This is a genomic window from Salinivirga sp. (genome assembly GCF_055145285.1).
Window position 1 is genome coordinate 32,916 of the sequence record NZ_JBSRDC010000052.1, and the last position, 19,690, is coordinate 52,605.

Annotated in this window: 22 protein-coding genes and 1 pseudogene; 22 read left to right on the forward strand and 1 reads right to left on the reverse strand. The window is 39.4% G+C overall.

From position 1 onward, the window contains the following. Positions 1 to 3: 3 nt before the first annotated feature. The 22 genes and pseudogenes from rpsQ to ACTB0Y_RS10165 all read left to right on the forward strand — a co-directional run bounded on the left by rpsQ (position 4) and on the right by ACTB0Y_RS10165 (position 15,965). A complete protein-coding gene (gene rpsQ, locus ACTB0Y_RS10060; protein WP_463206690.1) occupies positions 4 to 261 on the forward strand; it encodes a 30S ribosomal protein S17 in 258 nt (85 codons plus the stop codon). Positions 262 to 263: 2 nt separating this feature from the next. Beyond that, positions 264 to 629, forward strand: a complete 366-nt coding sequence (gene rplN, locus ACTB0Y_RS10065; protein ID WP_463206691.1) for a 50S ribosomal protein L14 — start codon at positions 264 to 266, stop codon at positions 627 to 629. An 11-nt stretch (positions 630 to 640) separates the two neighbouring features. Further along, a complete protein-coding gene (rplX, locus tag ACTB0Y_RS10070) occupies positions 641 to 964 on the forward strand; it encodes a 50S ribosomal protein L24 (protein WP_463206692.1) in 324 nt (107 codons plus the stop codon). Then, on the forward strand, positions 964 to 1,521 hold the full coding sequence (gene rplE / locus ACTB0Y_RS10075) for a 50S ribosomal protein L5 (protein ID WP_463206693.1): 558 nt from the start codon (positions 964 to 966) through the stop codon (positions 1,519 to 1,521). The genes rplX and rplE overlap by 1 nt, the downstream gene beginning before the upstream one ends. Before the next feature lie 3 nt (positions 1,522 to 1,524). After that, complete coding sequence (gene rpsN / locus ACTB0Y_RS10080) at positions 1,525 to 1,794, forward strand: 30S ribosomal protein S14 (protein WP_463206694.1); 270 nt, start codon at positions 1,525 to 1,527, stop codon at positions 1,792 to 1,794. 21 nt (positions 1,795 to 1,815) lie between these two features. Beyond that, positions 1,816 to 2,211 (forward strand): 30S ribosomal protein S8, encoded by a 396-nt coding sequence (rpsH, locus tag ACTB0Y_RS10085; protein ID WP_463206730.1) that lies wholly within the window; start codon positions 1,816 to 1,818, stop codon positions 2,209 to 2,211. 12 nt (positions 2,212 to 2,223) lie between these two features. Further along, complete coding sequence (gene rplF / locus ACTB0Y_RS10090) at positions 2,224 to 2,781, forward strand: 50S ribosomal protein L6 (protein ID WP_463206695.1); 558 nt, start codon at positions 2,224 to 2,226, stop codon at positions 2,779 to 2,781. A gap of 18 nt (positions 2,782 to 2,799) precedes the next feature. Beyond that, on the forward strand, positions 2,800 to 3,156 hold the full coding sequence (gene rplR / locus ACTB0Y_RS10095; RefSeq protein WP_463206696.1) for a 50S ribosomal protein L18: 357 nt from the start codon (positions 2,800 to 2,802) through the stop codon (positions 3,154 to 3,156). A gap of 4 nt (positions 3,157 to 3,160) precedes the next feature. Continuing rightward, a complete protein-coding gene (gene rpsE, locus ACTB0Y_RS10100) occupies positions 3,161 to 3,673 on the forward strand; it encodes a 30S ribosomal protein S5 (protein WP_463206697.1) in 513 nt (170 codons plus the stop codon). Positions 3,674 to 3,686: 13 nt separating this feature from the next. Further along, entirely contained in the window at positions 3,687 to 3,869 is a 183-nt protein-coding gene (rpmD, locus tag ACTB0Y_RS10105; protein ID WP_463206698.1) for a 50S ribosomal protein L30, read from the forward strand. Positions 3,870 to 3,880: 11 nt separating this feature from the next. Continuing rightward, positions 3,881 to 4,324, forward strand: coding sequence for a 50S ribosomal protein L15 (gene rplO, locus ACTB0Y_RS10110; protein WP_463206699.1), 444 nt, complete (start codon positions 3,881 to 3,883; stop codon positions 4,322 to 4,324). Positions 4,325 to 4,327: 3 nt separating this feature from the next. Then, positions 4,328 to 5,659, forward strand: coding sequence for a preprotein translocase subunit SecY (gene secY, locus ACTB0Y_RS10115; protein ID WP_463206700.1), 1,332 nt, complete (start codon positions 4,328 to 4,330; stop codon positions 5,657 to 5,659). An 11-nt stretch (positions 5,660 to 5,670) separates the two neighbouring features. Next, the gene (gene infA / locus ACTB0Y_RS10120; RefSeq protein WP_057954037.1) at positions 5,671 to 5,892 is read left to right on the forward strand and encodes a translation initiation factor IF-1; all 222 of its coding nucleotides are present in this window, start codon (positions 5,671 to 5,673) and stop codon (positions 5,890 to 5,892) included. 5 nt (positions 5,893 to 5,897) lie between these two features. Further along, on the forward strand, positions 5,898 to 6,014 hold the full coding sequence (gene rpmJ / locus ACTB0Y_RS10125) for a 50S ribosomal protein L36 (protein WP_081421557.1): 117 nt from the start codon (positions 5,898 to 5,900) through the stop codon (positions 6,012 to 6,014). Between the two features lie 30 nt (positions 6,015 to 6,044). Then, positions 6,045 to 6,422: a 30S ribosomal protein S13 gene (rpsM, locus tag ACTB0Y_RS10130; RefSeq protein ID WP_463206701.1), complete on the forward strand. Its 378-nt coding sequence runs from the start codon at positions 6,045 to 6,047 to the stop codon at positions 6,420 to 6,422. Between the two features lie 10 nt (positions 6,423 to 6,432). Next, positions 6,433 to 6,822, forward strand: coding sequence for a 30S ribosomal protein S11 (gene rpsK, locus ACTB0Y_RS10135; RefSeq protein ID WP_463206702.1), 390 nt, complete (start codon positions 6,433 to 6,435; stop codon positions 6,820 to 6,822). Between the two features lie 25 nt (positions 6,823 to 6,847). Further along, positions 6,848 to 7,456: a 30S ribosomal protein S4 gene (gene rpsD, locus ACTB0Y_RS10140; protein WP_463206703.1), complete on the forward strand. Its 609-nt coding sequence runs from the start codon at positions 6,848 to 6,850 to the stop codon at positions 7,454 to 7,456. Between the two features lie 11 nt (positions 7,457 to 7,467). Further along, positions 7,468 to 8,463, forward strand: a complete 996-nt coding sequence (locus ACTB0Y_RS10145) for a DNA-directed RNA polymerase subunit alpha (RefSeq protein WP_463206704.1) — start codon at positions 7,468 to 7,470, stop codon at positions 8,461 to 8,463. 1 nt (position 8,464) lies between these two features. Next, positions 8,465 to 8,992: pseudogene (gene rplQ / locus ACTB0Y_RS10150) on the forward strand (50S ribosomal protein L17); the annotation flags it as partial. A gap of 473 nt (positions 8,993 to 9,465) precedes the next feature. Further along, positions 9,466 to 10,752 (forward strand): phosphopyruvate hydratase, encoded by a 1,287-nt coding sequence (gene eno, locus ACTB0Y_RS10155; RefSeq protein WP_463206705.1) that lies wholly within the window; start codon positions 9,466 to 9,468, stop codon positions 10,750 to 10,752. A gap of 64 nt (positions 10,753 to 10,816) precedes the next feature. Beyond that, entirely contained in the window at positions 10,817 to 12,625 is a 1,809-nt protein-coding gene (locus ACTB0Y_RS10160) for a menaquinone biosynthesis decarboxylase (RefSeq protein ID WP_463206706.1), read from the forward strand. A gap of 124 nt (positions 12,626 to 12,749) precedes the next feature. Then, entirely contained in the window at positions 12,750 to 15,965 is a 3,216-nt protein-coding gene (locus tag ACTB0Y_RS10165; RefSeq protein ID WP_463206707.1) for a ligand-binding sensor domain-containing protein, read from the forward strand. A 63-nt stretch (positions 15,966 to 16,028) separates the two neighbouring features. Here the strand turns inward: ACTB0Y_RS10165 and nifJ are convergent, their stop codons facing one another. Beyond that, positions 16,029 to 19,562 (reverse strand): pyruvate:ferredoxin (flavodoxin) oxidoreductase, encoded by a 3,534-nt coding sequence (gene nifJ, locus ACTB0Y_RS10170; RefSeq protein ID WP_463206708.1) that lies wholly within the window; start codon positions 19,560 to 19,562, stop codon positions 16,029 to 16,031. Between the last annotated feature and the right edge of the window lie 128 nt (positions 19,563 to 19,690).

Here is a 19,690-nt window from a genome sequence, read left to right on the forward strand (position 1 = left end):
ATGATGGAAAAGAGAAATTTGCGTAAAGAGCGTATCGGTATTGTCGTCAGCGACAAAATGGAAAAGTCCATCGTCGTGGGAGTACGTCGTAAAATGAGACACCCCATCTATGGGAAGTTTATCAATAAAACGACCAAGTTTAAAGCCCATGATGAGGAAAATACTTGCAAACCTGGCGATATCGTTCGCATAATGGAGACACGTCCATTAAGCAAATCCAAAAATTGGAGATTAGTAGAAATAATAGAAAGAGCTAAGTAACCATGATACAAACTGAATCCAAATTGACGGTTGCCGATAATAGTGGTGCTAAAGAAGTACTTTGCATCGGTGTGCTTGGTGGTTCTAAAAAGAAATATGCCACCATTGGTGATCTGATAATGGTTACCGTGAAAAGTGCACTACCGTCAGGTGAAATGAAAAAAGGAACTATTAGTAAGGCAATTGTGGTGCGTACAACTAAAGAAGTACGCCGTCCTGACGGATCATACATCCGTTTTGACAACAATGCCTGCGTCCTTCTTAATGCCACCGACGAAATCCGGGGAACCCGTATTTTTGGGCCTATTCCCCGCGAGCTACGCGAGAGAAATATGAAGATTGTTTCATTGGCACCAGAAGTACTTTAAAATTTAAAGCCATGCAAAAGAAACTACATATTAAAAAAGGAGACACGGTTTTTGTAAACTCTGGTGAAGGCAGAGGACAAAAAGGTCGTGTGCTCGAAGTTGACGTGAAAAAGCAACGCGCCATTGTGGAAGGTGTGAATATGATTTCAAAACACACCAAGCCTAATGCTGATAATCCTAATGGGGGAATTATTAAAAAAGAAGCTCCGATACATATTTCTAATCTTATGCTTCTTGATCCCAAATCAGGAGAACCCACAAGAATTGGCCGAAAGCTGAACGATAATAACAAATTGGTACGTTATTCCAAAAAATCAGGAGAGGAGATCAAGTAATGGCTTACGTTCCGAATTTAAGAAAAAAATATACAGATGACATCGTACCTGCATTGATGAAAGATTTTAAATACAAAAGTATTATGCAGGTGCCGAGACTGGAAAAAATCGTGATCAACCAGGGAGTTGGTCAGGCTGTTGCCGACAAAAAAATAATTGAGATTGCTCAACAAGAGCTCTCTGCAATTGCCGGGCAACAAGCAATACAAACTGTTTCTAAACGCGATATTTCCAACTTTAAGCTTAGGAAAAATATGCCTATTGGTGTAACAGTCACTCTGCGACGAACTAAAATGTATGAGTTTTTAGATCGTTTAATTGCCGTTTCATTGCCTCGTATCAGAGACTTTAGAGGCGTAAACTCAAAACTCGACGGTCGTGGAAACTACACACTGGGAATTTCAGAACAAATTATTTTTCCTGAAGTAGATATTGATAAAATTAATACTATTTTGGGAATGGAAATTACATTTGTTACCAGTGCGCCAACCGATGAAGAAGCATTTGCGCTTCTCAAGCATTTCGGTATTCCTTTTAAAAATGTTAAAAAGAGTTAGATTATGGCAAAAGAATCAATGAAAGCGAGAGAAAGAAAACGCAGAAAACTCGTAGAAAAATACGCGGAAAAACGTGCACGACTAATAGCTGAAGGTGATTACGAAGGGTTGCAAAAATTGCCAAAAAATGCTTCTCCGGTTCGTTTGCACAACCGTTGCCAGTTAACAGGAAGACCGAAGGGATATATGCGCCAGTTCGGAATTAGCAGAATAAACTTCCGTGAGATGGCCAATAAGGGCTTAATCCCCGGAATTAAGAAAGCAAGTTGGTAATATTTAAAAGTAAAGAAAATGATTACTGATCCAATAGGAGATTTTATCACACGCGTTAGAAATGCGTCATTGGCCAGACACAAAGTCGTGGAAGTTCCTGCTTCAAACATGAGAAAAGCTATGACTAAAATACTTTTCGATCAGGGATATGTCCTGAATTATAAGTTTGAAGACAAAGGTCCTCAGGGTGTTATTAAAATAGCCCTCAAATACAATAAGGACACCAAGGAACCCGTCATCAAGGCAATGCAACGCATTAGTAGACCTGGATTAAGAAAATATGCAGGTGCAAACGAGATACCCCGGGTATTGAACGGATTGGGTATAGCAATTCTTTCAACCTCTCATGGAGTTATGGTTGATAAAGAAGCCCGCCGCAATAATACCGGTGGCGAAGTTTTATGTTACGTATACTAAAAAAGCAAAAAAATGTCACGAATAGGTAAACTGCCAATAAAAATACCTGAAGGTGTAACTGTAGATGTCGATAAAAATAATATCGTAACAGTGAAAGGACCCAAAGGCGAATTGACACAGGCTGTAAAAGGTGGAGTCGAGATAAAAGTCGAAGATGGACAGGTAACCCTTATCCGTCCCGATGAGTCAAAGCATCAACGGTCTATGCATGGGCTTTACCGTTCTCTTTTGAGTAATATGGTGGAAGGTGTTTCTAAAGGTTATAAAATTGAACTAGAACTTGTTGGTGTTGGATTCCGCGCCGAAGCAAAAGGACAAATGCTTGAGCTTAGCATCGGTTATTCGCACCACATCTATTTCGAAATGCCATCTGAAGTTAAAGTGGAAGCCAAAACAGAAAAAAGATCTAACCCATTTGTAACGCTTGAAAGTTGCGATAAACAACTCATCGGACAGGTAGCTGCCAAAATCCGCTCACTACGTAAACCTGAGCCTTACAAAGGAAAAGGTGTGAAATTTGTGGGAGAAGTACTTCGCAGAAAAGCAGGAAAATCTGCAGCTAGTGTTTAATGATTAAACAACGGAATTATGGCTTTTGATAAGCAGAAGAGAAGATTAAAAATTAAGAAGCGCATCCGGAAAAGTATCTTTGGAAATCCGGAAATGCCGCGTTTGTCTGTATATCGCAGTAATAAGCATATAAGCGTACAAATTATAGACGATGTAAACAATAAAACCCTGGTATCTGCCAGTTCAAGAAACAAAGAACTTGCAGAAACTAAGGGCAATAAGAGTGAAATTGCCACTTTAGTTGGTGAACTTATTGCAAAACGTGCAATTGATAAAGGCATTAACCAGATCGTATTTGATCGTAATGGATACCTTTATCACGGCCGTGTGAAATCATTGGCAGAGGGTGCCAGAAAAGGAGGATTAAAATTTTAAGCTTATGTCAGGAATTAGAAGAATCAAAACCAGCGATTTGGATTTAAAAGACCGATTGGTTGCCATTAATCGTGTTACAAAAGTTACCAAAGGAGGTAGAACATTTAGTTTTGCTGCAATTGTGGTAGTAGGTAACGAAAATGGTATCGTAGGACATGGGCTTGGTAAAGCAGGTGAAGTAACTACTGCCATATCCAAGGCTGTCGAGGATGCCAAAAAGAACCTTGTGAAAGTGCCCATCATTAATGATACAATACCACACCAACAAGTAGCACGTTACAGCGGTGCACACGTTTTGATGATACCAGCTTCAAGTGGTACCGGAGTGAAAGCCGGTGGTGCAATGCGCGCCGTACTGGAGAGCGTTGGTGTAAAAGATGTATTGGCCAAATCCAAAGGTTCTTCAAACCCTCACAATGTGGTAAAAGCTACACTGAAAGGGCTCATGAAGATGCGCGATGCCTACACTGTTGCAAAAGATAGAGGCGTTGCTCTGGAGAAAGTTTTTAACGGATAGAAATCGACAAATCATGGCTAAAATAAAAATTACACAAACACGCAGTATTATAGGCTCTGATAAACGTCAGAAAAAGACCGTGGAAGCACTAGGTCTTAGGAGGATACGCCATACTGTGGAACATGAAGACAATGCTGTCATTCGTGGTATGGTTAAAAAAGTAGAGCATTTAGTTAAAGTTGAAGAAATCAATTAAATTTTGATGATATGGATTTAAGCAACCTTAAACCAGCACAGAAAAGCAAGAGCTCTAAGCGACTCGGAAGAGGCGAAGGTTCTGGTTACGGTGATACAGCAAGTCGCGGCCATAAAGGTGCAAAATCGCGCTCAGGCTACTCCAAGAAAATCGGTTTCGAAGGAGGGCAAATGCCTATTCAGCGTCGTGTACCTAAATTTGGTTTTAATAATCGCGGCCGTGTCGAGTATAAACCGATCAACCTCGATACATTAGAAAAAATCGCCGAAAAACTTAACATTACAACTATTGATAAAGATGTGCTGGTTGTAAATGGACTGGCTTCAAAACATGACCTGATTAAAATATTGGGAAATGGAAGTTTGACAAAAAAATTGACCGTGAAGGCAAATGCTTTCTCTAAGTCAGCTAAAGAAGCCATAGAAGCACAAGAAGGAACCGCAGAAAAAATTTGATGAATGAAACGTTTTATTGAAACAATCAAAAACATTTGGAAAATTGAGGATTTGCGTAATCGCATCCTTACAACATTAGGTCTTTTGCTTGTTTATCGTTTAGGGGCCCATGTAGTAATACCAGGAGTTGATCCAAGTCAGCTTGAAAATTTGCAGTCACAAACTTCAAGCGGCGTTATGGGGTTGCTGGATATGTTCTCCGGTGGTGCTTTTTCAAATGCCTCTATTTTTGCTTTAGGTATTATGCCTTACATTTCTGCCTCAATCGTTGTTCAGCTACTGGGTATGGCTATTCCTTACTTTCAGCGTCTGCAACGTGAAGGGGAAAGTGGCAGAAGAAAAATCAATCAGATAACACGTTATTTAACTCTTATTATTCTGCTATTACAAGCACCAGGGTACATTGCCAACTTACATGCACAATTACCTCCATCAGCCTTTATGCTGAAAGGTACATATTTTACCATATCGTCAGTCATCATATTGACGGCAGGTACCATGTTTGTAATGTGGCTCGGTGAACGTATCACCGACCGTGGCATCGGCAATGGAATTTCTTTGATCATAATGATCGGAATCATTGCACGCCTGCCATTTGCTTTAGCAGCTGAATTTGTATCACGAGTTGAAGAACAGGGCGGCGGTCTTGTAATGTTCCTCGTTGAGATGATTATGTTAGGTGTTATCATTCTACTTACGATTTTGTTGGTACAGGGAACACGCAAAATACCTGTACAGTATGCCAAGCGAATTGTTGGTAATAAACAATATGGTGGGGTTCGTCAGTACATTCCCCTTAAAGTGAATGCTTCTGGTGTAATGCCTATTATCTTTGCACAAGCTTTAATGTTTGTACCCGTTTTATTAGTCGGGTTCGCAGAAAGTGATAGCATGAGTGGCATCGGTGCAGCATTTGCCGATTATACCAGCTTTGTTTACAACATTACATTTGCATTGTTGATTATTGGCTTTACCTATTTCTATACGGCTATTACCATCAATCCAAAGCAAATGGCTGATGACATGAAAAAGAATGGTGGATTTATACCAGGTGTCAAACCTGGCAAGAAAACCGTAGAGTTTATCGACACCATCATGTCCAGAATTACACTACCAGGATCAATATTCCTTGCAATTGTTGCCGTGCTTCCAGCCATAGCGGTTCTGGCGGGAGTAAACAACCAATTTGCCAATTTTTATGGAGGAACATCCTTGTTAATTATGGTTGGTGTGGTTCTTGATACATTACAGCAAATCGAAAGTCACTTATTAATGAGGCACTATGACGGATTATTAAAATCCGGACGCATCAAAGGCAAAAGATCAGTTATTTAAAAAAGTATTTTATGGCTAAACAACCATCAATTGAACAAGACGGAACTATTATTGAAGCCCTATCGAACGCAATGTTTAGGGTAGAGCTAGAAAATGGTCACGTTATTACTGCTCATATTTCTGGTAAAATGCGCATGCATTATATAAAAATATTACCAGGTGATAGGGTGAAGGTGGAAATGTCGCCTTATGACTTAACAAAAGGTCGAATTACTTTTCGATATAAAAATTAAAAGCAATGAAAGTAAGAGCATCAATAAAAAAGCGTAGTTCAACCAGCAAAATAGTGCGTCGTAAAGGACGACTTTATGTGATCGACAAGAAAAATCCCAAGTTTAAACAACGTCAGGGATAATTAATGTAAACTCAATTAAAGGAAAATTATATGGCACGTATTGTTGGGGTTGATTTACCTAAGAACAAAAGAGGCGTAATCGGCTTAACTTATATTTATGGAATCGGACGTAGCACGGCTAAACAGATTCTGAAAAAAGCCGATATCGACGAAAATATTAAGGTAACAGACTGGACCGACGATCAGATCGCTGCTTTGCGTTCGATCATAAATGAGCAATATACCCTTGAAGGTGAATTACGCTCCATGGTTCAGATGAACATTAAACGACTGATGGATATTGCCAGTTATCGTGGTATTCGTCATCGTTCCGGACTTCCTGTACGCGGACAAAATACACAAAATAATGCGCGTACAAGAAAAGGAAAGAAAAAAACAGTTGCGAACAAAAAGAAAGCTACCAAATAGGAGTTAGGATATGGCACAGAAGTCTAAAACAAGCAGAAAGCGTGTTGTTAAGGTTGAAGCCAATGGAATGGCATTTATTCATTCCTCCTTCAACAACATCATCATCACACTTACCAATACTGATGGGCAGGTAGTAAGTTGGTCATCAGCCGGTAAGAATGGTTTTAAAGGTTCTAAAAAGAACACTCCGTATGCTGCTCAGGTAGCTGCAGCGGATTGTGCAAAAATTGCCAGAGATGCAGGAATGCGCAAGGTAAAGGTTTATGTAAAAGGACCTGGTGCAGGACGAGAGTCAGCCATTCGTACTTTGCACAATGAAGGTATTATCGTGACAGAAATTATCGATAAAACCCCATTGCCGCACAATGGTTGTAGACCACCTAAACGCAGAAGAGTTTAATTGTAGATCGAAAAAGAAGTAAATCATGGCAAAATATATTGGACCAAAAACAAAAATTGCCCGTAAATTCGGAGAACCGATATTTGGACCCGACAAATACCTTGAGCGGAAAAATTATCCGCCAGGAGAACATGGCGCTACGCGCAAAAGAAAGAAACAATCCGAGTATGGAATGCAGCTCGCTGAAAAGCAAAAAGCAAAATATACTTACGGAGTTTTGGAACGTCAGTTCCGTAATCTTTTCAAAAAAGCGCAGCGTAGTAAAAGTGTAACTGGTGTAGAATTGCTACAGTTACTGGAGTCCAGATTAGATAATGTGGTTTTCCGTTTGGGAATAGCACCAACACGCGCTGGTGCACGTCAACTCGTATCGCACAGACATATCACCGTTAACGGAGAGGTTGTAAACATACCTTCTTATCAGGTGAGAAAAGGCGACATTGTTGGTGTTCGTGAAAAATCAAAATCACTTGAAGTAATAAGTGATTCGCTGGCTACAAATCGCGCCAGTAAATATGCCTGGTTAGAATGGGATCAAGATAATTATGCCGGTAAATTTGTGAATTTACCCGAGCGTGAAGAGATTCCTGAAAACATCCAGGAACAATTAATCGTTGAATTGTATTCTAAGTAAAATATTTATTTATGGCCATTTTAGCTTTTCAAAAGCCAGATAAAGTCATTATGCTCGAAGCTGATGACGCATTCGGTAAATTCGAATTCCGTCCGCTCGAGCCAGGTTATGGAATGACTATAGGAAACGCCTTACGCCGAATTTTACTCTCCTCGCTCGAAGGTTTTGCCATTACATCGGTTAAAATCGAGGGTGCCGATCATGAGTTTTCATCTATACCCGGCGTTATTCAGGATGTGACAGAAATTGTGCTTAATCTGAAACAAGTGCGCTTTAAGCGGAAAGTAGAGGATCAGGAAAGTGAAAAATTTACTGTCTCTGTCAGCGGCCAAAATAAATTTGTTGCCGGTGATATGAATAAATACCTCACTAGCTTCGAGGTTTTAAATGAGGATCAGGTAATCTGTGAAATGGAACCCGATGTGAAACTTCAAATGGATATTACCATTGAGAAGGGTAGAGGTTATGTTCCGGCAGAAGAGAATTTCAATGACGACAACGAGATTGGCATCATTGCTATGGATTCGATCTTTACACCCATTAAAAATGTTAAATATGACATTGAAAATTATAGGGTGGAACAAAAGACAGACTATGAAAAACTGGTCTTCGAAATTATAACAGACGGATCTATTCATCCTAAAGAAGCCCTGAAAGAAGCTGCAAAAATTCTCATATACCACTTTATGCTATTTTCTGATGAGAAAATTACCCTCGATAATGACGAGGATTACGGTAATGAAGAATTTGATGAAGAAGTACTTCATACAAGACAGCTTCTGAAAACTAAACTTGTCGATCTGGATCTGTCAGTAAGAGCACTTAATTGCCTTAAAGCTGCAGATGTGGAAACGCTGGGCGATCTTGTGGTATATAATAAGAATGACTTATTGAAATTCCGCAACTTTGGTAAAAAATCACTTACTGAGCTCGAAGAATTACTCAGTAATATGAACCTTAACTTTGGAATGGATATAGGTAAGTATAAACTAGACAAGGACAGTTAAGATGAGACACAATAAAAAATTTAACCATTTAGGACGTCAACATGGACACCGTAGTGCCATGTTGTCCAATATGGCTACTTCGCTGATAATGCACAAAAGAATTAAAACAACCGTACCCAAAGCGAAAGCTTTAAGAACGTTTGTAGAACCATTGATAACAAAATCAAAAGTAGATTCTACCCACTCAAGACGTGTTGTTTTTAGTTACTTGCAAAATAAAGATAGTGTATCAGAATTGTTTCGCGAAGTTGCCGTTAAAGTGGCAGACCGCCCCGGAGGTTATACCCGTATATTGAAATTGGGTACTCGCATGGGCGACAATGCAGATATGTGCATTATCGAGCTTGTAGATTATAACGAAAACATGCTGAAAGACAGCAAAGACAGTAAATCTAAATCAAGCCGCAGACGTCGCCGCAAAAAATCTTCAGGAGATCAAGCTCACCCAGCACAGGATACACAAGCTCAGAATACTGAGCAGGATAATAAACCTGAAGCTGCAACTAAAGAAGAGCCTAAAGCCGAAGCCAAAACACCAAAAGCTGAAACAAAAAAAGCAGCTCCTAAAACTGATGATAATAAGGCTGAACCAAAAGCAGAAAAGAAAGCTGCTCCTAAAAAAGCTGAAGCAAAATCATCAGATAAGGCAGAAGCAGCAAAAGAAGCTCCTAAAAAAGAAGAGAAAAAACAAGCAAAACCAAAGGCAGAAAAAACTCCTCAAAAAGAGGATAAAAAGGATGCCGATGGAAAAAAAGATGCTGAAGAGAACAAATAATTTTAATTATAAGTTCATGTTAAAAAGGGATAAAGACTTAACTTTATCCCTTTCTTTTTGTATTTTTACATATAGAAAGCTTCAAAATTTTCAGTAAAAACAGCTCATTTTATGGATTTCAATGGGCTTAATGCTCTAAAGGAAAGCACGTTATTAAGTCAAATTGTACGTGTGAGCATCACTATTAATCAGAATAGATTTTTTATAACTTCAAAATTTTAAAAATTATGGCACACATAGCTAAAATTATCGCAAGACAGATTTTGGATTCAAGAGGCAATCCAACCGTAGAAGTTGATGTAATTACCGATCAGGGTGTGCTTGGTCGTGCAGCTGTCCCTTCAGGGGCGTCAACCGGAGCATTTGAAGCTCATGAAATGCGAGATGGTGATAAGAATATGTACCTCGGAAAAAGTGTACTAAATGCTGTTAATAACGTCAATACAAAAATTAATGAGGAACTTAACGGTTTTTTTGTTTTTGATCAGGCTGCCATCGATCAAACATTAATTGAATTAGACGGAACAGACAATAAATCAGCGCTTGGAGCTAATGCCATGTTGGGTGTTTCCCTCGCTGTTGCAAAAGCTGCAGCAATGTCATCAGGACAGGATTTATACCGGTACCTGGGCGGGGTAAATGCTAAAACATTGCCCATTCCAATGATGAATATTCTTAATGGCGGACAGCACGCCGACAATAAAATAGATATTCAGGAATTTATGATCATGCCTGTTGGCGCAGAAAGATTCTCAGATGCCCTGCAGATGGGTGCTGAGGTATTTCACAACCTTAAAAAAGTATTGTCCGAACAAGGTCATTCTACAAACGTAGGTGATGAAGGTGGGTTTGCACCAGCTTTAAATAGCAACACGGAAGCTCTTGATTATGTGCTGACCGCAATCGAGCGTGCAGGCTATAAACCAGGAAGTGATATTTTTATAGCACTCGACCCGGCTGCAACTGAGTTTTATCACAGCGATCGTGGATTATACGTTTTTGAATCGAATGGCGAAGAACGCAACTCCGATCAAATGGTAGAATATTGGAAAGAACTTGTTGATAAGTATCCAATTATTTCAATTGAAGATGGCCTGGCAGAAGAAGACTGGGACGGCTGGAAAAAATTGAATGAAGCCATTGGTGACCGTGTACAAATTGTTGGCGACGACCTGTTTGTAACTAACGTAAAAAGATTGCAAAAAGGTATTGAAATGAATGCTGCTAATTCAATTCTTATTAAAGTTAACCAAATTGGTACATTAACCGAAACTATTGATGCAGTGAACCTGGCAAATAAGAACGGAATGACAGCTGTTATTTCGCACCGCTCAGGAGAAACAGAAGATACTACCATTGCAGACCTTGCCGTTGCTTTAAACACTGGTTTAATTAAAACTGGTTCTGCTTCAAGGTCAGATCGTATAGCAAAATATAATCAATTGCTACGCATTGAAGAAATGCTCGAAGAAACGGCTGTATATCCTGGCCGCGTCTTTAAATATGCAAAATAAAATTGTTTTACAAAGCCTGGTATAGCTGAAATCCTGCTATGCCAGGCTTTTTTATTTTTTTCAAATGAGGTATAACGGACTTAGTACTTTTGTTGATCGCTTAAAGCAAGATGACGAGTTGGTTGTTGTCAACGAATTTGTAAATCCCGAATTAGAAATTACAGAAATTGCAGATCGTTTTAGTAAACAAGGCCATGGTGGCAAAGCAATTTTGTTTACAAATACAGGAACCAATTTTCCATTATTAATTAATGCTTATGGCAGCCAAAACAGAATCAACAAGGCATTGGGGGTGGAACATTCAAAAGAATTTGCACAGCGCATAGAGCATTTGTTTAATAGTTTCAATCATCAGTCGGGTTCATTATTTCAAAAGCTCCGGTTATTACCTCAACTTGCCGGAATCGGCCGTTTTTTACCCAAAAAAAAACGAGGTAAAGGGATTTGCCAACAACAAATTCACCTAAATCCCGATTTGAATAAGTTGCCCATATTGAAGTGCTGGCCGCACGATGGCGGTAAATTTATTACTTTACCTATCGTACATACCATTGACCCTGAAAACGGAATGCGCAATGTGGGTATGTACCGCATGCAGCAAATGTCGGCCAAAACTACCGGCATGCATTGGCACAAACATAAAGTTGGAGCCCGGCATTATCAGCAATATAAAGCCCGTAAAGAAAAAATGCCCGTTAGTGTAGTGCTCGGTGGAGATCCGGTGTATACTTATGCTGCTACAGCGCCAGCTCCCGACCATTTTGATGAATACATTATTGCCGGTTTTATTAGAAAAGAACCGGTTAAATTAGTCAAGAGTATCACAAATGATATTTATGTACCGCAAGATGCTGATATTGTTATAGAAGGGTATATTGATCCCGAAGAATCATGGGTCAACGAGGGCCCATTTGGCGATCACACTGGTTTTTATTCCTTAGCGGATCTTTATCCTTTATTTCATGTAACATGTGTCACTCATCGTAATGATGCTGTTTTTCCGGCCACCATCGTAGGTATTCCACCAATGGAAGATGCCTTTATGGGTGAGGTCTCAGAACATTTATTTCTTAAACCATTGCAAATAAGCATTGCTCCTGAAGTAAAAGATATGCATATGCCTGTTGCCGGGGTGGTACATAACCTGGTAATTGTTTCAGCTAAGATTAACTATGAAGGACAAGCATTTAAAATTGCCAATGCGTTATGGGGCGCCGGGCAAATGATGTTTACAAAATATATAATTGTGGTTGATGAAAAGGTTGATATAAGGGATTATAATGCAGTTTTCGATGCAGTTATGCGAATTTCAGACTGGAAAGAACATACCCTGTTTTCAAAAGGGCCATTAGATATTTTAGACCATTCCAGCGATGAACAATCTATGGGGGGTAAATTATGCTTCGATGCTACCCGGCGTAATCATGAGTATTCCAATGTAACGGATTTTAATAACCCGCCGGAAGAACTTAAGACGAAATTTTTTGCCCCCGGCTTTCTTGTAGTTTATACATCAACATACGAGACGGATTTGAAGGTAATTAAAGAACATTATAAAGACGCTCGAGGTTTTATTGTATTTCTGGAAGATGGCTTGCATGATTTAAATATCTATACTTTGGCCTGGTACATACTTGGTAATACTGATCCTGTCAGAGATATAACCATTCAAAATGACCTCGTAATTGTCGATGCACTTAGGAAACATGGCCGGGAAGGTTTTAAGAGACCGTGGCCTGACCTTGTGGTTATGGATGATGAAGCCATTAAAAAAGTTAATGATAATTGGGAAAAATATAACATTGGCAAATTTATTGAATCCCCATCACTATCGTTTAAAAAAGTTACTGACGGAAGGCAGGCAAAATTATAGTTGTTAGCTATTTGTTCGGGCGTGCTGCATTATGTGCCAGGTTTTTTTTAATAAACTTTTTTTATAGCGGAATCAATTCGTAATAAATGTTACTTTCCTGTATTTTTCCTATATTTAACTGCAAATGAGATTGACTTTCCTAAATATCTTACTCCTCATATTTCTGTCAGTTGCAGGGCAAAGACAAGAAAAACTGCAGGTGTTAAATATCGAACATGGCCTTTCGCAAAGCGTGGTAAATGATGTATTAATTGACTCCAAAGGTTTTCTTTGGGTAGGAACACAAAATGGGTTGAATAGATATGATGGTTATAATTTCAAGATTTTTCACAACAACCCTGAAGACCCTTTTTCTCTATCATCAGATTATATCAATGCTATTGCAGAAGATGCTAATGACAATTTATGGATAGGCACCAGAACAGGGCTTAATAAATATGATAGTCGTAAACAAAGGTTCATTCACTACGGCTTGCCATCTAATAGAATTGTTTTTCCCGAAATAAATATAAGGTCGCTGTTGGTCGATAGCGAGAATTTTGTTTGGGTTTTATTGCCAAATTATTTGGTGCGCATTAACCCAATGGATGAAGACGTAAGGATTTTTGGCTTTAGCGATGAACGCTCCCGCGATAAACACTGCACTGCAAGCTCTTTGTATGAGAGCTCGAGTGGGAATATCTGGTTTTTGAAAGGACATCAACTCGTGATGTTTGATAAAGTATTTGGCAGGTTTGACTTTAATCCTGTTGCAGCTCCAGATTTCGTTAATTGTTTTCAAAATATTTTCGAGTATAAACAGGAAATGTATATTACTTCCGATCAAACAATTTGGAAATATACAGGAGATGAGCTGCAAAAAGTTCAGCGGTTTAACAGTCAAATAAGTGTTTTTGATAATAAAAGAGATAAAACCGTCTATCTTGTAAGCAATAAGGGATTATTTCGGTTTCAGACGAATGGCTTCCAGCAGTACCTGGCTTTTGATTTTTCTTCCAGCAAACTGGAACGTTTTTTTGTTTCTGCCATTACCATTGATTATAGTAACAACTTATGGATAGGTACCAGCGGAAAAGGCGTGCTTAAAAGCAATATTTCAGATCCGAAATTTGAAGTTATAGAGCTTGAAGTAGACGAAGGTAGTTTTTTGTCTGACGATCAGATTTCTTCGATTTTCTTTGATGGACTTTATTTTTGGATAGGAACCTACGAGTATGGCCTTAATTTCGTCAATACACAAAACCGCAATGTTACTCAGATGAGTGCTGTTGACAGAAATGCAGTTATTTCAAGCGATAATATATATGATATCAAGCATATAGGCAATAGGGTTATTATTGCCACTAATATGGGAGTGAATATTGTAACCAGAGATAAATCAGGTAATTTGATCATTGAGCCGCATCCAATACTTGATAAACTCAAGGTGCATGTATATGATGTGCTACCCGTCTGGGATAATTCATTTTTCTTTAGTTATGGTGGCCAGCTGCATTTGTATAATTTAGACAAGAAAGAGTTACAATCCTGGATGTTTGATATGGAAAAAGCTGCTGGTATTGCAAATTCTTTTTGTCTTGAAAAAGTTAAAAACGATTTGGTATTTATTGGAACCAGTCATGGTCTTTTTCGATTTGATCTTAGAAATAAGTATTGGGATAGATTCCTATACAACCAGCATGATACTACATCGTTGTCGGGTAATGATGTATATGCGCTGGATTACGACCGATTTGGTCGCTTGTGGGTAGGAACGGCCAACGGACTCGATTTGCTCGACGATCCCTTTAGCAACAACCCGAAATTTACAAGGATAACCAGCGGACGAAAAAGCACAATATATAGTATCAACAATACAGATGAATACGCTTTTGTTGGCACTGGCAACGGTCTGCTTCGGTTTAGGTATTCAGACAGTGCGCAAAATATTTTCCATAAAGCAGATGGATTGCCTTGCGATGAATTTAATGTGGGTGCAACATACGAATTTAAAAATGGAAGGCTTGCCTTTGGAGGTCAGGGAGGAGTAGTGTTTTTTCATCCTGATTCGCTTAAGTTGAGTTCTTTTAACCCTGAGGTCGAAATATCCGGTGCCACCATATTTGGAACAAGAGGTAAAAGGGAAATACCCGTATATTCCGGCGCAACCCTCGATTTGAAGGTTTCTGACTTTTTAGTAAATATTTACTTTAGCTCACTGGACTTAACCGCCCCGCAAAAGATTCAGTATAGATACAAGATAAATAATTCGGATTGGATATTGATAGGAAATCAAAATTATGCCTCTTTTAGTAATCTGCAACCGGGTACCTATAAAATTGCAATAAATGGAACGAATGCCGACAGAATTTGGAGTTCAAATGTGGCTTATTTAAATATACATGTACCACGCCCCTGGTATGCTTCGTGGTTGGCTTATTCAATTTATACAGTTTTATTTGTAGGTGCAGTTTTGTTTGGTATTGAAACCCGCACGCGCCGGTTGCGTCTTACAAATCAGGTATTAAGGGAGAAAGAAGCTTCTGCAAAGCAAGTTGCACAACAAAACGACAGGTTAACAATCTTGCATAAAAATGTAACTGAAAGTATGAATTACGCCAGTCGTATTCAGCAGGCGCTGTTTCCTACAAATAATACGTTTAAAAGAGTAATTCCACACTCTTTTATTATGCACAGACCCAAGGATATAATCAGCGGCGATTTTTATTGGTTCACTGAAATTGGCTCAAAGATTTGTGTTGCTGCTGTTGATTGTACCGGACATGGAGTCCCGGGTGCCTTAATGTCGGTTATTGCAGTGGAATTGCTAAAGAAAACCGTCATTCAGAATGGCTATGAGAAGCCTTCGGAGATACTCGGTAGGATGGAAACCTTACTTTACGATCTTTTTATTACTGAGGATGAACAGGAAAAAAATATTTCTGATGGAATGGACATGGGTTTGTGCATGGTTGACCGCGAAACTATGACAATTGAGTATGCGGGTGCCATGAACTCATTGTATAATGTAAATAACGGTGATTTCAAGGAGATCAAAGGCGATAGAATGCCGGTTGGCATGGGGCGCGCACTTGGGAAACATGAATATACCAATCATTATATCGAATTTTCAGAAAATGATAAATTTTATATGGCTTCAGATGGCTATTCGGATCAGTTTGGAGGACCAAAAAACAAAAAATATAAACAGCGTCGCTTCAGAAATTTTTTATTGTCTATAGCCAGTCATGATATGGATATGCAGCATTTGCTACTTGAAAATAATTTTGATAAGTGGCGTGGTGCAAATGAGCAGGTCGATGATGTGATGGTTGTTGGTTTTAAAACACAATTTGAATAGCGAAAAGTTTATTATAAAAAAAAGCGGCCTGGTAGCCGCTTTTTTTTTTGATCAAATCTATTTTTATTCAGAATAATCCATAGCCGCCATGCGCTGATATGATTTATAACGCCATTTGCTGTTCTCTTCAGCATTTTTGAACAACTCTTTAGCTTCTTCTGGGAAGCTTTTCATTAGAGAAGTATAGCGCACTTCTGATTTAAGGAAATCCTGGAACTGATCCCAGTTAGGTTCTTTTGAATCAAGCTGGAATGGGTTTTTACCCTCAGCTTCTAACATAGGATTGTAACGGAACATGTGCCAGTAACCACAAGCTACAGCATCTTTCTGTTCTGCCTGAGTTTTGCTCATACCCTTACGCAATCCGTGTGCGATACATGGTGAGTAAGCTATGATGATTGATGGACCCGGATATGCTTCAGCCTCTTTTACAGCCTTGAGGTACTGTGCGGTATTTGCGCCCATAGCTACCTGAGCTACATAAACATATCCATAAGTCATTGCCATCATGCCAAGGTCTTTTTTGCGAATTTTCTTACCGCTGGCAGCAAATTTTGCTACTGCTCCCGCAGGTGTTGCTTTAGATGACTGACCACCGGTATTTGAATATACCTCAGTGTCGAGTACCAATAAATTCACATCTTCACCAGAAGCAATTACATGGTCTAAACCACCATAACCGATGTCATAAGCCCATCCGTCACCTCCAATGATCCACACTGATTTCTTGATCAGGTAATCTTTTAGCGACAAGATATCTTTTGCTACCGGATGTTTTTCTTTCTGTAGAGCTTCAACAACAGCTTTTGATGCTTCTTCAGATTTGTCGGCATCTTCTCTGCTTTCTATCCATTGTTCGAAAGCTGCTTTGGTTTCAGAACCTACATCATTCATGGCTTTTGTCATTTGGTTGGCCATGCGTTTGCGCAGGTTTTGTACACCAAGTGCCATACCAAATCCGTATTCTGCATTGTCTTCGAAAAGTGAATTTGCCCAGGCCGGTCCTTTACCTTCGTGGTTTTTGCGGTAAGGTGTAGAAGGAGCCGATCCGCCATAAATTGAAGAACAACCTGTAGCATTAGCCACCATCATGCGGTCTCCATAAAGCTGTGTAATGGTTTTGATGTATGGTGTTTCACCACAACCGGCACATGCGCCTGAGAACTCAAATAATGGTTGTGCAAATTGTGCATTCTTCACATTTTGCTTCTTATTGAATCGGTCTTCTTTAATGGTAACTTTATTGAACATGTAATCCCAACGTTCGATTTCATCTCTTTGAGAATCGAGTGGTTTCATTACCAGAGCTTTGGTTTTTGAAGGACAAACATCTTCACAAACACCACAGCCAGTACAATCGAGTGGAGTGACCTGTATGCGGTATTGAAGTCCTTCGAGGCCTTTTCCTACGGCTTTTTTTGCTTCTGTACCTTCCGGTGCATTAGCGAGTTCATCTTCTGTAAGGAGGAATGGACGAATGGCTGCGTGTGGGCATGCATTTGCACAAAGGTTACATTGAATACAATTCTCCATTTGCCATTCAGGAACCGTAACTGCAATACCCCGTTTTTCGAATTCTGTTGATCCGGCGGGGAATGTACCATCTTCGCGCCCAACGAAAGCACTTACCGGAAGGTCATCGCCTTTAAGCAGGTTCATTGGTTCTGCTACATTTTTAACGAAATCGGGTATGTTTCTCTCGTCTTTGGCTTTTTTGTCTGCTGAAAGTTTAGCCCAATCTGATGGGATATCTATTTTTTGTACTTTTTCGCCACCCTTATCTACAGCTGCATTGTTCATTTTAACAATCTCATCACCTTTGCGGGCAAAAGATTTTACAATGAAATTCTTCATCTCTTCTACAGCCTTATCGTAAGGTATTACTTCAGAAATTTTGAAGAAAGCCGATTGCATAATGGTATTGGTTCTGTTGCCCAGACCAATTTCTTCTGCAATTTTTGTGGCATTGATAATGTAAAATTTAATGTCGTTTTCAGCCAGGTATTTTTTTACGCTATTGGGCAGGCGTTTTTTTGTTTCCTCTTCATCCCAAATTGAGTTGAGTAGGAAAGTTCCGCCTTTTTTCAGGCCTTTAAGCATATCGTAACTGTCGAGGTAGGCTGGCACGTGACAGGCTACAAAATCAGGTGAGTTTACCAGATATGGTGAGCGTATTGGTTTGTCGCCAAAACGGAGGTGTGATGTTGTTACTCCACCAGATTTTTTGGAGTCATATGAAAAATATGCCTGACAGAACTTATCTGTAGTTTCTCCGATAATTTTAATGGAGTTTTTATTTGCACCAACAGTACCGTCAGATCCAATTCCATAGAATTTTGCTGAGTATGTACCTTCTGGCGAAACATTAATCTCTTTTCCAATTTCAAGCGAATGGTTTGTTACATCGTCTACAATACCTACGGTAAAGTAGTTTTTCGATTCTTTTTTCTTCAGGTTATCGTAAACACTGAAAATTTGAGCTGGGGTAGTATCTTTTGAAGATAATCCATAACGGCCACCAATAATTTTTGGTGCATTAGCATCATCTTTGAAAAGTTCTACTATGTCAAGGTAGAGTGGCTCACCATGTGATCCCGGCTCTTTTGTCCGATCCATAACTGCAATGTTTTTCACAGATTTTGGAAGGGCCTTAAAGAAATATTTAGCTGAGAATGGACGGTATAAGTGTACACTTATTACACCTACTTTTTCGCCTTTGGCTATTTTGTAGTCAACCACTTCTTTGATGGTATCAGTAATCGAACCCATTGCTACGATAATATCTTCGGCATCATCTGCTCCATAATAGCTAAATGGATGATATTCGCGACCCGTTGTTTTCTTTATTTCCTGCATGTATTCTTCAACAATGTCAGGAAGCTTGTCATAGAATGGATTGGCTACTTCGCGTGTTTGGAAGTATATGTCGGGATTCTGTGCTGTTCCTCTGGTAACCGGATGCTCAGGATTCAAGGCATTGTCTCTGAATCTTTGTAATGCCTCATAATCAACGAGTTTTGCCATTTCTTCTGTTGTAGGAGCTTCTACCTTCTGGATTTCATGTGAATTTCTGAAACCATCGAAGAAGTGTAGGAATGGTACGCGTGATTTTATCGAAGCTAAGTGCGCTATGGGTGCAAGGTCCATAATTTCCTGGATGCTGCCTGTTCCTAACAGGGCAAAACCTGTCTGGCGTGTAGCCATAACGTCGCTATGGTCGCCGAATATTGATAATGCCTGAGCGGCCAAACTACGAGCCGATACGTGAAATACGCCAGGTAATAACTCTCCGGCTATTTTATACATATTGGGAATCATTAACAGCAATCCTTGCGATGCTGTAAAGGTCGAAGTAAGGGCTCCTCCCTGCAAGGATCCATGAACTGCACCTGAAGCGCCGCCTTCTGACTGAAGCTCTGCAACTTCTACTGGTTCATCAAATATGTTTTTCCTTCCATATGCTGCCCATTCATCCACATATTCTGCCATTGTAGATGATGGCGTAATCGGGTAAATCGCTGCTACTTCACTAAACATATATGCTACATGCGCTGCAGCATAGTTACCGTCACAGGTAATAAAGTTCTTTTTAGCCATACTTTTCTGGATTTATATTTAGAATTTTTTCACCTACAAAATTACATTATTTGTTCCTTTTTTCCTTACAAATATGTTGTCAAACCGTTTATTTTGACTTATATAAAAGCATTTTAAATAATAATATT

Bases quoted from the DNA above. Each gene is read 5' to 3' on its own strand.
- rplN (WP_463206691.1), top strand. From the start codon at position 264: ATGATACAAACTGAATCCAAATTGACGGTTGCCGATAATAGTGGTGCT.
- rpmD (WP_463206698.1), top strand. From the start codon at position 3,687: ATGGCTAAAATAAAAATTACACAAACACGCAGTATTATAGGCTCTGAT.
- secY (WP_463206700.1), top strand. From the start codon at position 4,328: ATGAAACGTTTTATTGAAACAATCAAAAACATTTGGAAAATTGAGGAT.
- rpsQ (WP_463206690.1), top strand. From the start codon at position 4: ATGGAAAAGAGAAATTTGCGTAAAGAGCGTATCGGTATTGTCGTCAGC.
- infA (WP_057954037.1), top strand. From the start codon at position 5,671: ATGGCTAAACAACCATCAATTGAACAAGACGGAACTATTATTGAAGCC.
- rpsE (WP_463206697.1), top strand. From the start codon at position 3,161: ATGTCAGGAATTAGAAGAATCAAAACCAGCGATTTGGATTTAAAAGAC.
- ACTB0Y_RS10145 (WP_463206704.1), top strand. From the start codon at position 7,468: ATGGCCATTTTAGCTTTTCAAAAGCCAGATAAAGTCATTATGCTCGAA.
- rpmJ (WP_081421557.1), top strand. From the start codon at position 5,898: ATGAAAGTAAGAGCATCAATAAAAAAGCGTAGTTCAACCAGCAAAATA.
- rplE (WP_463206693.1), top strand. From the start codon at position 964: ATGGCTTACGTTCCGAATTTAAGAAAAAAATATACAGATGACATCGTA.
- rplF (WP_463206695.1), top strand. From the start codon at position 2,224: ATGTCACGAATAGGTAAACTGCCAATAAAAATACCTGAAGGTGTAACT.
- eno (WP_463206705.1), top strand. From the start codon at position 9,466: ATGGCACACATAGCTAAAATTATCGCAAGACAGATTTTGGATTCAAGA.
- rpsD (WP_463206703.1), top strand. From the start codon at position 6,848: ATGGCAAAATATATTGGACCAAAAACAAAAATTGCCCGTAAATTCGGA.
- rplO (WP_463206699.1), top strand. From the start codon at position 3,881: ATGGATTTAAGCAACCTTAAACCAGCACAGAAAAGCAAGAGCTCTAAG.
- rpsM (WP_463206701.1), top strand. From the start codon at position 6,045: ATGGCACGTATTGTTGGGGTTGATTTACCTAAGAACAAAAGAGGCGTA.
- ACTB0Y_RS10160 (WP_463206706.1), top strand. From the start codon at position 10,817: ATGAGGTATAACGGACTTAGTACTTTTGTTGATCGCTTAAAGCAAGAT.
- rplR (WP_463206696.1), top strand. From the start codon at position 2,800: ATGGCTTTTGATAAGCAGAAGAGAAGATTAAAAATTAAGAAGCGCATC.
- rplX (WP_463206692.1), top strand. From the start codon at position 641: ATGCAAAAGAAACTACATATTAAAAAAGGAGACACGGTTTTTGTAAAC.
- nifJ (WP_463206708.1), bottom strand. From the start codon at position 19,562: ATGGCTAAAAAGAACTTTATTACCTGTGACGGTAACTATGCTGCAGCG.
- rpsN (WP_463206694.1), top strand. From the start codon at position 1,525: ATGGCAAAAGAATCAATGAAAGCGAGAGAAAGAAAACGCAGAAAACTC.
- ACTB0Y_RS10165 (WP_463206707.1), top strand. From the start codon at position 12,750: ATGAGATTGACTTTCCTAAATATCTTACTCCTCATATTTCTGTCAGTT.
- rpsK (WP_463206702.1), top strand. From the start codon at position 6,433: ATGGCACAGAAGTCTAAAACAAGCAGAAAGCGTGTTGTTAAGGTTGAA.